Origin of the sequence: Microcoleus sp. LAD1_D5 (assembly GCF_036702115.1) — a bacterium.
Lineage (GTDB): Bacteria > Cyanobacteriota > Cyanobacteriia > Cyanobacteriales > Microcoleaceae > Microcoleus.
Genome location: NZ_JAUBSA010000024.1, coordinates 49,209 through 64,637 on the forward strand (window position 1 = coordinate 49,209; position 15,429 = coordinate 64,637).

The window sequence follows — 15,429 nt, forward strand, 5'->3', positions numbered from 1 at the left end:
GCTATTTTTTGTCTTGTTTTATTGCAGGTAATAAGCTGTTACGCATTTAAACCACTAAGGAGGCTTGTAGGGCGCGTCAGGCGCGAACACTTACGCTTACAGGGGAAACACTTCTGTACGCTCCGCACCATACTATCGTCTTTTAAATGCCGAACAGCTTAGGGTAAATTACGGTTGAAATTTTGCCTATACTTTACCAACCTGCTGATAATATTGAGTACCTTCACTCCTCCTTTGGGTGGTTTCACCAAGCTGAAGTTCATCCCAGCGTTGACGTACTTAATCATAACAAACTACGGGAGTAATTACTAATCGTTGCAGCAAATTGCTTCTATTTTACTCTTACCTGTGAGGATAATAATTTCTTGGGGGGATTTTATGTCGCAGTGATTTGAAGCAAACTAGAGATAGCAGATAGCTCTATTGACCTTCGTTGCAGATAATATTTGAGCGACCATTGTGGTGGGAATTTTCAGTGATGTGGAACCGTGTCCACTTGCTACTTCACAGGTGTATTGAGATGCAAATTTTATCACAAAGAACGGGCTTAAACCAGGCGTTAAAATCCATTTCCAGCGGTGCATCCCAGGGTCAGCATATTTTGGTGAATAAACAGATTCTGTCAATACCCAAAGCTACCTTGCCGCTTGTGATCTTCAACTTGCATGGGTTTCTTGCCGCAGCACTGTAGCATATTTTACCATATTTTTTAGCGCGGGAACAGTCTGCAATCAAGCATCTGTCTCTAATTTTCCAGTCAAAAATGTTTTCAGGGCTTTCTTTATTTCCCGGTTTTTGCCAATCCGAGGATATTCCCATGTCTCAGCTAGAATCGTCATAACTCAACTTTGTTTGCAGAAAAAACTCTGCAGCGTGTCAGCCGCGGAACAAATTGCTGCACCGGAAGGGATTAATATGATTGGTTGGTTGCACGATCGACCTTCGGTGATGTATGCCGCTATTTTTGCTTGCATCGTCTGTGGCACAGTTTATCGTTCCGGGTTCTATCCCAACTCGATCGCAGGTTCAAAATTTTGGCTACTGGCGAAAACTTTTTATGGGCGGGCTATAGGGGCGAGGGACAAACGGCCCATCTCGGAAACCAAAGCTGACACAACATCCACAACCGCAGAGGATTTTGGCTCAACTCCTTGAGACGAGAATTTGAGGAGCGATCGCAATTGCCTGCGTTTTTTGTGCTCGGAGATAGCTCGGATTTGCTACAATCTAATCGCACACGCGATTAGAAATGGGTTATGACCGAACTATTAGATGAGACGCTTTCTATTGAAATGGCCGCTCGCATCAAAAGCAACCGTAAAAATTGCTTTGACAACGCCTGTAAAGCAGCGTTAGCCACCGAGGGCGCGATTTATGTTCAAGGCTTTTTAGCCGTGCCGGGAGTGCCATATAAACCCATCGAATATAGCTGGATTGAACTCGACGAGCGAATTATTGACCCAACCTTTCCCCATCTTGGTTTCATCGCTCAAGACATTCATTACTTCCCAGTCCAGCGCTTCAGCCTCAAGAAACTCAAAGCAATCCTAGAAGAATCAAAAGAAGATTATCCTGAAGACGACCCGCTGCCGATTTATGGCAATCAACCTTATGAATATTACGGCGATTTGATGTTAGGCGGTAGCGATTACCAAAATGCTTACGATTTGGCTGCCGCTAAATGCAGGGAATTAAACCAACCCAAAAAACAGGATGCAAACTAATTCCAGACTTACCAAAAAATGGTTGGGGGCGCTACTTGCAGCAATAAGGTGCACACTATGCACCCTACAGATACAGATTACGGTAGCAACTGTTCTGTCGATTAATATACTTCATCATGACTTCCCAAATCTACAAACACGGCTTTTCCGTCTTCTGTAAAGTAGAAAAGTACCCTTTCGTCGTAATCTACGCTAAAGCTCCAAAACTCCTTGAGCCTACCGGACAATTGATGAGTTTTTAAGCTTGGTTCAAACGGCTCTCTGATGAACTGTTCCAGCTTTTGTCAAAACCTAGCCTCCAAATCAGCATCGCCTTTGATCCGCTTTTTGAAAGCACGCTTGAATGAAGAACTGAAACTGACTTCCACGATTATTCCTCTATCATTACTCTGAGTTCATTGATGTTAGCGGAAAATTTCATTTCACCTTTTTGTTGTTCAATCTGCGCTGACTTAAAGTTTTGATACATCTCTTCGCGACGTTCTTCCCGGAGATATTGCTTCAACAACAGTTGAAGCTCTTGCTTTTCGTCAGTAGAAAGATTCTTGATCGTCTCGACCACATCACTGAAAGTCATAACTTACAAAACCCTATTGTGCTGATTAGATTATAGCAAAAAATATTTTTTTGGTTGACTTTCGTTTCTCGTTCCCCGGCTCTGCCTCGTCTTAAAAAAAGCAAAAAATCTCACTATTTAGCATTTTCCAATTTCCAAGATTCAGGAAACCTCGAATAATGAAAAGCAGCCAATAACGGATCTGAGTTCTGATTCCCAATCAAATCAGCCAATAATTTAGCCGTCACCGGAGCCAACAAAATGCCATTGCGGTAATGCCCCGTAGCCAATGTCAAATTCTCCCAAGCACTAGCACCCAAAATCGGCAACTCATCAGGAGTAGCCGGCCGAAATCCCCACCAAAACTCCAGAATCGGATAATTTTGTAATTCGGGATATAACTTAATCGCTCCTGCTAGCAAACTTTGGATTCCTGCAGGCGTATTTCCCGGTCTAAAATCCACATTTTCGCTAGTAGCGCCAACAATAATTCTGCCATCTTGACGTGGTACAATATAAATGCCAGTCCCGAATAGAACGGTTTGCAGGGGCTGGATAACTCCACAATCTTCTGGTACACATACTGACAGCATTTGTCCTTTTCTTGGAAAAACAGGAACATTCAATAACTGCTCAGACCAAGCACCCGCCGCTAAAACATAACGGTCTGCTTGCAATTTTCCTGCTGTTGTTTCAATGCCCACAACTCGGTTTCCCTGTCGAATAATTTCCTTTGCAGTGTCTTGAATAATCTCAATCTGCAATTCTTTGGTTGCGCTCTGAAGCGTCCGAAATAAAGCGCGGTTGTCTACTTGAGCGTCGTCAGGATACCACCAACCGCCAATTACTTCTTGACCTAATCCAAACTGGTGCTGGCGAACAGTATCTCTGTCCAACCATTGATAATTAAGGTTTGACAAAAGCGGCTTTTCTTGAGGCTCGTTTTGACAAACTGGTGCGAGAATTCCCGATCGCCAATATCCCGTTTTTAATCCGGTAATATCTTCTAGCCGTTCCACCCAGGCAGGATACAGTGCGCGGCTTTGCAAGCACAAATCCAGCATCGGACTGGGGGGAATTCGTTCAGCTTGCGGGGCAAGCATTCCAGCCGCAGCCCTGGCAGTCGGTGGTTTAGAATCTGCGGTAAGAACCGCGACAGATGCCCCTCGCAATTTCAGTTCTACGGCTAGCGAAAGACCAATTATTCCGCCACCAATAATCAGAATATCTTTAGATGAATTCATTAACTTTTATATGGACTTTCTGGCTTTTTTGACCTCTCGGCTTTCTTTAGGGTAAGGTGCGCTAAGCACACCTTACAGTTAGAATTATTATGCAAGTCTTACAGATTATCTGGCAAGGCGATCGTCCTATCAGCCTTTCTTAACAAAAAATCTATGCTTGTGGGTTCCAGACAGTTTCAGAACCTTGACCCCAGAAACCGTCATATTTTGTCACCTTAATATCGCCTAAAACCTTGGTTTGACAGGACAAACGGCGATTGGAGGCGGAAGAATGGGGAGGAACCGAAAGTCGGGCTTTTTCGCGCCACTGGGGCTCGGAAACTTCCCCCTCGACAGTGACGGCGCAGGTGCCGCAAGTGCCGAGGCCGTGGCAGTTGATGACTTTGGCGTTGCCGTTGTAGAGATCGATGCCGTTTTTGAGCAAAACTTCACGGAGATTCGCTTCGCGATCGCACTCAAATGTTTTTCCTTGCGCTTGTACCTTGACCACAGCAATTTACCCCAGTTAGATTTATGTTAATTTTCCTATATATTATCGCATTAAATTCAAATAAATTCATCTAATATGGTAAGTGATATATTACCAATTTCTCGATCGCAATTTCCCATGACAAATCGGCTCTGGATCTACGATACCACGCTGCGAGACGGTGCTCAGTGCGAGGGACTCTGCTTATCTCTCGAAGACAAACTGCGAATTGCTCGGCAGTTAGACAGTTTAGGAATTCCCTTTATTGAAGGCGGCTGGCCGGGGGCGAATCCTAAAGACGTACAATTTTTTTGGCGTCTCAAAGAACAGCCCCTAACTCAAGCAGAAGTTGTAGCTTTTTGTTCGACTAGGCGGCCGGGAACTACGGCAGCTAATGATGAAATGTTGCAGGCTATTTTGTCCGCCGGTACTCGCTGGGTGACGCTGTTTGGCAAGTCGTGGGATTTGCACGTTATTGAAAGTTTGAAGACGACGCTAGAAGAAAATCTAGCGATGATTCGAGATACAATTGAATATTTGCGGAGTCAGGGAAGGCGCGTTATTTACGATGCAGAACACTGGTTTGACGGCTACAATCACAATCGAGATTATGCTATTAAAACTTTAGAAGTTGCCGCCGATGCCGGTGCAGAATGGCTAGTGCTTTGCGATACTAACGGGGGTACTTTACCTAATGAAGTCAGTCAGGTTGTTTGCGATGTTTTAAAAGCTTTAGGAACCAATCGCGAAAAATCTATACAATTAGGAATTCACACTCACAACGACTCGGGAGTTGCGGTTGCTAATGCTTTGGCTGCTGTGCGGGAAGGAGTGACGATGGTACAGGGAACTATTAACGGTTATGGCGAACGCTGCGGCAATGCCAATTTATGTTCATTGATTCCTAATTTTCAGCTAAAGTTGGGTTATAATTGCATTCAAGACGAGCAATTAGTTAGATTAACTCAAGTAAGTCGATCGATCAGCGAAATTGTCAATCTGGCTCCCGATGATCATGCTCCTTTTGTCGGCCTTTCTGCTTTTGCTCATAAAGGCGGAATTCATGTATCGGCTGTTGAGAAAAATCCGTTAACTTACGAACATTTGGAACCGGAAAAAATTGGCAACAGGCGGCGAATTGTGATTTCGGATCAAGCTGGTTTGAGCAATGTTTTGGCCAAGGCGCGCACTTTTGGCATGGATCTCGATCGCAAAAATCCTGCTTGCCGCCAAATTTTGGAAAAATTGAAAGATTTGGAAAGTCAGGGGTATCAATTTGAGGGTGCTGAGGCGTCTTTTGAATTGTTAATGCGAGAGGCTTTGGGAAAGCGTAAGCGTTTATTTGAAATCAAAGGTTTTCAAGTTCACTGCGATAAAGGTAGGGAGGAAACAGTTAATTCTTTAGCAACGGTGAAGGTGACTGTTAACGGTCAAGATATTCTGGAATGCGCGGAAGGAAACGGGCCTGTTTCGGCACTTGATGCGGCTTTGCGGAAGGCTTTGCGGAATTTTTATCCGGCAATTACTGATTTTAACTTAACCGATTATAAGGTGCGAATTCTGGACGGATGTGCGGGAACTTCTGCTAAAACTCGCGTTTTGGTTGAGTTTAGCAACGGTCAAGACCGCTGGACAACTGTTGGGGTTTCTGGTAATATTTTGGATGCTTCTTATCAGGCGGTTGTTGAAGGTTTGGAGTATGGTTTGGTGTTGGGAGATAGGGAGGCGATCGTTTTAACTGTGTCGAGTTATTAGGTTGAGGACCAAGAGAAGTTGCCTGAATATCGATGTTTAAATAGATACCAGGCGATTTCATATAGTTTCCGGTTGCACTCTTCGACATGATATAGAGGACACGGCAGTGCCGTTTCCATACCCGGATTAATTCTAGGGACACGGGGTTCTCGCGGTGTCCAGACTGCTGGTAATATTAATTCCGATGCTACCGAATTTGATATCAAGAGACTGTTGGAGAAAGTAGGTAAGCGGGATTAAACAGAGCTATGGCTGTTCAATATGAGCTAGGTTTTGATGTATTGGAATTGTTTTTTAATTCCCTGTCTTCTTTTGTTTCGGGATAGCCGTCTTTGTTTGGCTACTGCTAAGGGGATAAAACAGTAATTCTCTGGAATTTAAAGCGGAGTGTAGATTGAGATCGGGTACTAGCATCTAGATGCGATCGCGTGCGAGATTACCTGCGAACAAATGCCGATGTGAAGGAGGAGGATAGACATTTGTGCGATGCAGTGGGCGATCGCTAAATTATCGGAAACAATTAACTATCAATTATGAAAGATTACTCTTACCAAATTGGCGGCAGTCTCACAACTGATGCGCCTACCTATGTCCAACGACAAGCAGATATCGAACTTTATGAAGCCTTAAAACGAGGCGAATTTTGCTACGTTCTCAATTCGCGGCAAATGGGCAAATCTTCCCTTCTCGTTCGCACCTTCCATCGATTACAAGCAGAAGGATTTCAATGCAGCACGATCGACATGACCCGCATCGGCAGCGAAAACATTACTCCCTTACAGTGGTACAAAGGAATCGTTGGGGATTTGTGGCGCAGCTTTAATTTATTAGGACAAGTTAATTTAAAAACTTGGTGGAAAGAACAAGAAGAAGTTTCTCTCCTGCAAAGATTAAGTCAATTTATTGAAGATATTTTATTAGCCAGATTTCCAGAGGAGCGAATTTTTATATTTGTCGATGAAATTGATAGTATTTTAAGCTTAGATTTTCCTGTAGATGACTTTTTTGCATTAATTCGTTATTGTTACAACCAACGAGCCATTAATCCAGAATACAACCGGATTACCTTCGCAATTTTCGGAGTAGCTACACCAAGCGATTTAATTGCTGATAAAAATCGCACACCTTTTAATATCGGACAAGCAGTAGATTTGCACGGGTTTTCCTGGGAAGAAGCCTCTCCTTTAACTAAAGGGTTAGACAGTGTAGTCAGTAATGCCGAGGCTATTATCAAAGCAATATTAGCTTGGACTTATGGGCAACCATTTCTGAGCCAAAAGCTGTGTCAATTGATAGTAATAGCGGCGCGAGAATCTCACAGTGACGTGCTGACAATTCCACCGGGAACCGAGGGATTTTTTGTGGAATCGGTGGTGCGATCGCAGATCATCCAGAATTGGGAATCTCAAGATGAGCCAGAGCATTTAAAGACGATCCGCGATCGCCTTCTCCGCAACGAGCAACGTGCTGGAAGACTCCTGGGAATCTATCAACAAATATTACAAGGAGTGGAAGTTTCAACAGATGACTCGCGAGAACAGGTAGAACTATTGCTGTCTGGTTTGGTAGTAAAATACCAGGGGTTTTTACAGGTAAGCAACCCGATTTATCAAGAAGTATTTAACAAAAAATGGGTAGGAAAAAATCTCGCTTCCTTGCGTCCATACTCTCAAGCCTTTGATGCTTGGATAACTTCCAAGCAGACCGATAGATCCCGACTGTTGCGCGGACAGGCATTGAAAAATGCTCAAGCTTGGGCCCAGGGTAAAAGTTTGAGTGACTTAGATTATCAGTTTTTAGGCGCTTCTGAAGAATTAGACCGAAGAGAAATGCAGGTAGGATTGGAAGCAGAACGGGCTAAAGAAATTGAAGCCAGACTAACGGAAGAACAAAAAAGATTAGCTGTAGAGAAAAAAAGTTCTAAGCGGCAAAGATTTTTGCTTTTTGTAGTAACAATAGCATTAATTATTGCCTGTGCATTGGGGGTAGCGGTGTATTTTCAGTATCGGCAAACTGCTGTCAGCGAAATCAAAGCGATCGCCAAATCTTCCGAAGCGCTATTCGCGTCAAACCAAAAATTAGACGGATTAATAGAAGCGATCAGAGGAAAGCGACAACTGCAAAAGTTAGGTGGTGTAGAACCAGAGATCGAAGGCTCAGTTAAAGAAGTTCTTCATCAAGCTATTTATGGAGCGGTTGAGTATAACCACTTATCCGGGCATAACAATGTGGTTAACGATGTAACTTTCAGCCCTGATGGCGAACTCATCGCCTCAGCTTCTGCCGACAAAACCATCGATCTTTGGAAAAAAGACGGTACAAAACTAGAAACGCTTCAAGGGCATAACAATGCAGTTTGGGGAGTCGTATTTAGCCCCAGAGGGGATCTAATTGCTTCGGGTTCTGGGGATAACACAGTCAAACTTTGGCGCAAAAACAGTACAAAATCACCCAGCGGAAAGCGGAATTATACCTTATGGCAAACCTTGAAAGGACATACCAATAATATTACACAAGTCGCGATCGCTCCTGATGGTCAAACTATTGCTTCTGCTTCTAAAGATAAAACCATTAAACTCTGGAGTACAGACGGTAAACTGCTGAGAACTCTCACCGGACATACAGATGAAGTTAACAGCGTTGCCTTTAGCCCGGACAGTCAAACTATTGCATCTGCTTCTAAAGATCAAACCATCAAACTCTGGAATGCAGACGGTAAACTGATCAGAACCCTCACCGGACATACGGATAGAGTTATGAATGTTGCCTATGCGCCAAGCGCAGGCTACGCCAACAGCCCTTCAGAATATCTCATTGCCTCGGCGAGTGCGGATAAAACGGTCAAACTTTGGCATCTTGATGGAACTTTAGTCAAAACCCTAACTGGACACAGCGATGCCGTGACAAAAATCGCTTTTAACCCTCAAGGTGGTTTGCTTGCCTCGGCAAGTCTAGACAGAACAGTCAAACTGTGGCAGCTTGACGGGACTCTGCTAAAAACCCTGCTAGTCGCCAAGGATGTCGTCTCTGGATTGGCTTGGAGTCCTGACGGGCAAATCTTTGCCTCATCCAGTTGGGATGGCCCGATCGCACTCTGGAAGCTTGATGACAGTTTGCTTAAGACTCTTAACGGACATCAAGCATCAATTTACACCATAAAATTTAGTCCAGATGGTAAGACAATTGCCACCGCCAGTCGTGACAATACCGTTAAACTTTGGCGCCTTGATGGTAGCTTAATTGGCACTTTCCCCAAACAAGCAGATAAAGTTTTCGGAGTAGATTTCAACCCAAAGGGAGACACAATTGCTACAGGCGGTTATGACAGCACTGTTCGATTGTGGCGACTAGATGGAACCTTAATCAAGACTTTTACTGGACATCAAGGTAGAGTTTTCACGGTTGATTTCCATCCAGATGGACAGTCACTCGCCTCGGCGGGTGAGGACAAAACGGTCAAAGTCTGGAGTATTGATGGCACTGAATTGGCAACTCTCAAAGGGCATACCGATCATATTAACGGAGTTGCCTTTAGTCCCGATGGAAAGCTCATTGCCTCTGGTAGTGTGGACGGCACTGTCAAACTTTGGCAGTGGGATAATGCGATCGCATCTGGAAAGCCCAGCTACAAACTTTTACACACGTTAAAAAGCCATCGCCGTCAGGTAGCTGGAGTGGCATTTAGCCCGGATGGCAAGATTCTCGCTTCAGCAGGTATGGATAGCATGGTCAGACTTTGGTGGCGCGATGGTACGGAAATCAGAGCCTTAAAGGGACACAAAAATGGGGTATTCGGAGTGGCATTTAGCCCTGATGGCAAGACTCTCGCTTCAGCAAGTTTTGACGGCACTGTTAAACTTTGGAGGTACGATGGTCAAGAGCTTGAAACCTTAAAAGGACATAGCGATGGGGTGTTCGGAGTGACATTTAGCCCTGATGGGAAGTTCATCGCCTCCGCCAGTCAGGATACCACAGCAATTGTGTGGAATTTAGAGCGAATTTTTCAGCTCGATTTTCTCCAGTATGGATGCGATTGGGTGCGGGATTATCTGCGAACCAATGCTGATGTGAAGGAGGAGGACAGACATTTGTGCGATCGTATTAAAACGGAATAATATCAACTCCGCTTTATTAGGAATAATAGATTAATATGTGTGGGCTAGAGCATCAGAGGATTAGAGGATCTTTATCATGCTTGGCTAATTTTTATTGGAATATGCTATAAGAATAAATCAGGCTTAACTACTCCCTTTATCTCTCAGTCTGCGGAGGCGGACTTCGTTTTTGTAGGGGCAATCCCCCCGTGGTTGCCCTGGTTTTAACCACCGAATGATACGCAGAAGGATAAAGAGAGTAGCCAACCTGGATTTGGTATAATAACTACAGAGTAATGAAATCGCTAGCAGTCAGAATACCCGGTGTAACATTGTTAAGCTTCGCCAATAATTGATTGGTGTCAGTCACGCTAATCAAAGTTTGATTGTTGGTGGAAGTAATACTGAGTTGATTAAAACTCAAATCAGTATTCAACCCAATTAAATCCTCTCCCTTGCGGAAATCATTAATGGTGTCGCTACCCAAACTTTGATTTAGGAAAAACACATCATTTCCCGAACCACCAGTCAAAGTATCATCCCCAACATCCCCGGAAAGGAAATCGGAACCGCTGCCACCACTGAGAATATCATTACCTTTGCCTCCATACAGGGTATCGTTACCGATGTCGCCGCAAAGCACATCGTTTTCATTGCCGCCGAACAGTAAGTCGTTGCCCTCACCGCCATCGAGACTGTCGTTTTCTTTGCCGCCGTAAAGCGTGTCATTTCCCAAATCGCCAAAAATCAGGTCTGCACCTTCATTGCCAAAGGCAATATCGTTGCCGTTTCCAGCATTAATTGTGTCATTTTCTAAGTTGCCTAAAATGTAGTCGTCGCCATCTTCACCCAGCAAGATATCATCATCTTTACCGCCGAAAATAGTGTCGTTGCCAAGGCCGCCGGCAACTGTATCATTGCCGAGATCTCCCCTCAACAAGTCCTCGCCATCTCCGCCAACAACAGTGTCATTATCTTTGCCAGCGTAGATGGTATCGTTGCCAGCGTCGCCAGAGATGAAATCGCTGCCTTCATTGCCGAAGATTGAGTCGTTATCTACACCGCCATCAATGTTGTCATTGCCGCCCATGCCGTAGAGAGTATCGTTGCCGGCTTGTCCGTTAATTGACTCGTTGATGACACCGCCCATGATGAAGTCGGTAGTGTCGCCGCCGTTGATAGTTTGTTGGACTGGGTTGGGGGCGATGGTGGCAGGATCTAGTTGCGGGGCGTTGAGGCTATCGAGTAGGCAATCATCTGCAGGCGGAGTTGGCGTGGGAGTTGGTGTCGGTTCGGGTGTGGGCGTGGGAGTTGGTTCGGGTGTGGGAGTTGGAGTTGGTTCGGGTGTGGGAGTCGGAGTCGGTTCGGGTGTGGGAGTCGGAGTCGGCGTCGGAGTGGGAGTTGGAGTGGGCGTCGGAGTTGGAGTCGGCGTGACTGTAGCGTTCAATTCGTAAGCCCCAATATCAACGATCGCACTTCCGTTATTATCACCATCTTGAGGGCGACTCACACCGCGCTGATCAGCAGCCGGCGCGCCCGCACCAGTACCAGTATCAATTGCCGGACTTCCTGTTAGCAGCGGCAGCACGAAAGCGCCGTTAATATTTTCCAAAGGGCCGAGTAAGGGGTCTGCGATCGTAATACTTGCCGTAACATTACTATCATTAGGATCTCCCACGGTCAGTTTAGCGGGAAATTGAAGATTGTTTCCCCCATCAATGAGCTCCCGTCCAGTGTGCTGCCTATTTTTAAAAGGATTACTGGCCGTATTCCTATCAAAAATCGAATTCTTGACAGTAATTGGCGATTTCACAGGATCGTTAAAAGTAGCAATACCTCCCGAAAATTCAGCGGTATTTTTAGCAAAAGTCGAATTGACGATATTAGTCGAAAAGGAATCTCTGTTAGCGACAAGCATTCCCCCGCCCTGCTTAGCAGCACTGTTGCCAGAAAAGGTACTGTTGACAATGCTGACATTTCCATTTTCTCCCAACCACAAACCGCCGCCGTTGTCTTCAGCTTTATTGTTAGCGAATGTGCAGTTTGTCACTGTCAAATCAGCATTACCGTGACGGACAGCGCCTCCCGAACCTCCAGTACCTGATGAATTTTTTACCGCTTGGTTATTAATAAAAGTGCTATTTTCCAAAACTACTTTATCTTGGAAATAACCAAACAAAAAGGCTGCGCCTCCTTCTCTCGCTCCGATATTGCCATCAAAAACGCTGTTGCGAATAGCAATAGTTCCGGCAACGGGGCCGGGGGTTGCATTCGGGCCCGAAGCATTAGCGCCATCGACGTAAACTGCCCCACCAGGGCCTTTATTTGTGCTGTTGCCGGTGAATTTAGAGTTTTCGATTGTCATGCTGCCCAACAGGTTATTAACAGCTCCGCCGTAGCTGCCTTTGTTGTTGGTAAATTCGCTATCTCTGATAGTCAGAACACCGCCGCTTTTAGTGGCGATCGCGCCGCCACCACGTTCGGTATTATCCGCTAGCGAACCGTCATTGTCGCTAAACTTGCTGTTAATTACATTTGTCGTGCTGCGAAAACCCGTGTAAATGCCGCCACCAAAACCGGCAACATTATTATTTACTTGGCAATTTTCTAAAGTTAAAGTGCTGCTACCTCCTGTTTGAATACCAGCACCGGCGCTAGTTGCCTCATTATTCGGATCGGTTCCAGAAACTTTGCCGTTGGCAACAATCAGGTTTTTTAGAGTAACATTTGTTGCACCTTCTGTGCGGATTACCCGCGAAGTATTGTTGCCACTGATGGTTAAATTTACTGCACCAACGGCATCAATTGTCAAGTTTTTGTTGATGACAAGTTGACCGGAAGTGAGAGTAATTGTTTGGCTGGCAAGAGTCGAGGCAAATTGAATGGTATCGCCGGCTGCTGCGGAGGCGATCGCATCTCTCAATGAACCCGGCCCGCTATCATTACTGTTAGTAACGGTAATAGTTGCTAAAGTCCCTTGATAATCCGCCATTGCCTCTGGAGTCAAGGCTAGCGGTGCTTCAATATCACCCTTGGCAAACTCCAAATTCCAGTTACCACCGCGGCCAGTGCGATCGCTAGATGCCGCAATATCAGCCCCGGTTAACTCGCCCAGGCGATCGACAAAATCGCTTCCCGAACCCGCCGCAACATCGCAACCATAAAGCACAATATCTGCTTTGTCGCTTAGCGCATTTCGCCACCCTTGCAACTGGCTTTCATATTGCGGCAAATTATCCGAATTCAGCGTTGCAGAACCTAGCTGCAAGCTGCCAGAATTACCGTGAGAAAAAATGTGAACTTGGTCTACAGTTTCCCCCGCAGCAGAAAGTGTTTGCAGTTTCGTAGTAATTTGCTCGACTCCGTTACCATTTTTATCTAAAATGATGATCTCTGCACCGGGAAGCACGCCACCCGCAAGAGTTTGATAGTCATCTAACTCGGAATCAATGAAGACAATAGATTTAGAACCAGCTTTGCGGAGAACAGATTGTGAATCCATGTTGGTGGCAAAAGTTGAACTCATTTCGCATACCCATGAGAATGTTTACTATTTGCTGGTAGATTCACCTTGAAAGCAGAAGGCTAGAGATGCAGAAGGCAGCAGGCAGAATTAAAACCTCGGTAATCCATCGGGGAGATTAAAATTTAGGGAAAAACTTTAATTTTATCCCTAAGTGAAATCCGAGATTTGTCTCCCTAATCAGCTTTTGCTGTGTGAGAATTGCGAGCTTTTTAGCAATTAACGGCAGAGTATGTAATGTAAATAGTCCGGGACTGGGAACCTACATCTATGTTTGGGTTCGCAATGCCCACCATTAGCGATAGAAATAGTGCATAAAACCATTTGGCAGCCTTGGTCAGATCAAATTCATCAAAGATTTTATGGTCTGCCAAAATTATGACAATTGCTCTAGCTAGTACCTGATACATTCACCTTAGATAAAACCAGGAAAATCGCCTAAAAATTTGATTAATTTAACTTTTTTTGTTGATCGAAAAAAGTTCCCCAAAATCAGAAATTTAGTGACTGAAAAAGCTGGCTTTCTTCCGGCAGTGCTTATGGCTAGCCAGCTCAGGAGTGCAATAGACGGATGTGCCTCATTCTAGGTGTGGGCGATCGGCAATAAACAAGATTTATTACCGATCGCAGTTGAAAAGAATCAGATCGATCGATCCTCTTCGTTGGCGTAGCCCCGTAAGGGCGGGCTGCGCTAACGTCATCCACCAAATTTCAGGAGTTTGAGAGCTTTCTTCACCACTTCTAAGCGCCCTGGCTGCTTATAGTGCACCCTACCCCAGGCAGTTAGATTGTTACCTGAGTGAAATCGCTAGCAGTCAGAATACCGGGGGTAATACCGTTAAGCTTCGCCAACAATTGATTGGTGTCCGTCACAGTAATCAAAGTTTGATTGTTGCTGGAAGTAATACTGAGTTGATTAAAACTCAAACCAGAATTCAACCCAATTAAATCCTCACCCTTGCGGAAATCATTAATGGTGTCGCTACCCAAACTTTGATTTAGGAAAAACACATCATTTCCCGAACCTCCCGTCAAAGTATCGTCCCCAACATCGCCGGAAAGGAAATCGTCCCCAGCACCACCGCTGAGAATATCATTACCCTTACCGCCGTACAGGGTATCGTTACCGATGTCGCCGAACAGCACATCGTTTTCATTGCCACCCAACAGCAAGTCGTTACCCTCACCGCCATCGAGACTGTCGTTTTCTTTGCCGCCGTACAGCGTGTCATTTCCCAAATCGCCAAAAATCAGGTCTGCACCTTCATTGCCAAAGGCAATATCGTTGCCGTTTCCAGCATTAAGTGTGTCATTTCCTAAGTTGCCTAAAATGTAGTCGTCGCCATCTTCACCGAGTAAGATATCGTCATCTTTGCCGCCGAAAATGGTGTCGTTGCCAAGGCCGCCGGCAACTGTATCATTGGCGAGATCTCCCCTCAAAAAGTCGTCGCCATCTCCGCCAACAACAGTGTCATTATCTTTGCCGCCGTAGATGGTATCGTTGCCAGCGCCGCCAGAGATGAAATCGCTGCCTTCATTGCCAAAAATTGAGTCGTTATCTGCACCGCCATCAATGTTGTCATTGCCACCCATGCCGTAGAGAGTATCGTTGCCGACAAGTCCGTTAATCGACTCGTTGATGCCGCCGCCCATGATGAAATCGGCATCGTTACCGCCGTTGATAGTTTGTTGGACGGGGTTGGGGGTGATGGTGGCAGAGTCGAGTTGCGGGGCGTTAAGGTCATCGAGCAGCGAACCATCTACGGCCGGAGTTGGAGTTGGCGCGGGCGTCGGAGTCGGCGGCGGAGTCGGCGCAGGTGTGGGAGTCGGAGTCGGCGCAGGTGTGGGAGTCGGACTCGGTTCCGGTGTGGGAGTCGGACTCGGTTCCGGTGTGGGAGTCGGAGTGGGTTCGGGCGTCGGAGTTGGGGCCGGCGCGGGTGTCGGCGCCGGAGTCGGAGTCTCAGTCGGAGTTGGGGCCGGCGCGGGTGTCGGAGTTGGGGCCGGCGCGGGTGTCGGAGTTGGGGCCGGCGCGGGTGTCGGAGTTGGGGCCGGCGCGGGTGTCGG

Annotated in this window: 9 protein-coding genes; 4 read left to right on the forward strand and 5 right to left on the reverse strand. The window is 45.9% G+C overall.

Annotation, left to right across the window (positions count from 1 at the left end; genetic code table 11):
* Positions 1–873: 873 nt before the first annotated feature.
* The gene (locus QUA70_RS12745; protein WP_333330307.1) at positions 874–1,155 is read left to right on the forward strand and encodes a hypothetical protein; all 282 of its coding nucleotides are present in this window, start codon (positions 874–876) and stop codon (positions 1,153–1,155) included.
* Between the two features lie 101 nt (positions 1,156–1,256).
* Positions 1,257–1,724, forward strand: a complete 468-nt coding sequence (locus QUA70_RS12750; protein WP_333330304.1) for a hypothetical protein — start codon at positions 1,257–1,259, stop codon at positions 1,722–1,724.
* Between the two features lie 370 nt (positions 1,725–2,094).
* On the opposite strand, the gene QUA70_RS12755 is transcribed toward QUA70_RS12750, so the two are convergent.
* The 3 genes from QUA70_RS12755 to QUA70_RS12765 form a co-directional block, all read right to left on the reverse strand.
* Complete coding sequence (locus QUA70_RS12755; protein ID WP_333330301.1) at positions 2,095–2,301, reverse strand: hypothetical protein; 207 nt, start codon at positions 2,299–2,301, stop codon at positions 2,095–2,097.
* 113 nt (positions 2,302–2,414) lie between these two features.
* Positions 2,415–3,524 (reverse strand): glycine oxidase ThiO, encoded by a 1,110-nt coding sequence (thiO, locus tag QUA70_RS12760; protein ID WP_333347398.1) that lies wholly within the window; start codon positions 3,522–3,524, stop codon positions 2,415–2,417.
* Positions 3,525–3,675: 151 nt separating this feature from the next.
* Entirely contained in the window at positions 3,676–4,014 is a 339-nt protein-coding gene (locus QUA70_RS12765; RefSeq protein ID WP_333330295.1) for a 2Fe-2S iron-sulfur cluster-binding protein, read from the reverse strand.
* 75 nt (positions 4,015–4,089) lie between these two features.
* On the opposite strand from QUA70_RS12765, the gene cimA reads away from it, so the two are divergent.
* Both cimA and QUA70_RS12775 read left to right on the forward strand, forming a co-directional pair.
* Positions 4,090–5,748, forward strand: coding sequence for a citramalate synthase (gene cimA / locus QUA70_RS12770; protein WP_445251632.1), 1,659 nt, complete (start codon positions 4,090–4,092; stop codon positions 5,746–5,748).
* 533 nt (positions 5,749–6,281) lie between these two features.
* Complete coding sequence (locus QUA70_RS12775; protein WP_333347401.1) at positions 6,282–9,863, forward strand: WD40 domain-containing protein; 3,582 nt, start codon at positions 6,282–6,284, stop codon at positions 9,861–9,863.
* A 265-nt stretch (positions 9,864–10,128) separates the two neighbouring features.
* Here the strand turns inward: QUA70_RS12775 and QUA70_RS12780 are convergent, their stop codons facing one another.
* Positions 10,129–13,368, reverse strand: coding sequence for a DUF4347 domain-containing protein (locus tag QUA70_RS12780; RefSeq protein WP_333347404.1), 3,240 nt, complete (start codon positions 13,366–13,368; stop codon positions 10,129–10,131).
* Between the two features lie 780 nt (positions 13,369–14,148).
* Positions 14,149–15,429 (reverse strand): calcium-binding protein (locus QUA70_RS12785; RefSeq protein ID WP_333347407.1); only part of this gene is annotated, 1,281 nt, incomplete at its 5' end.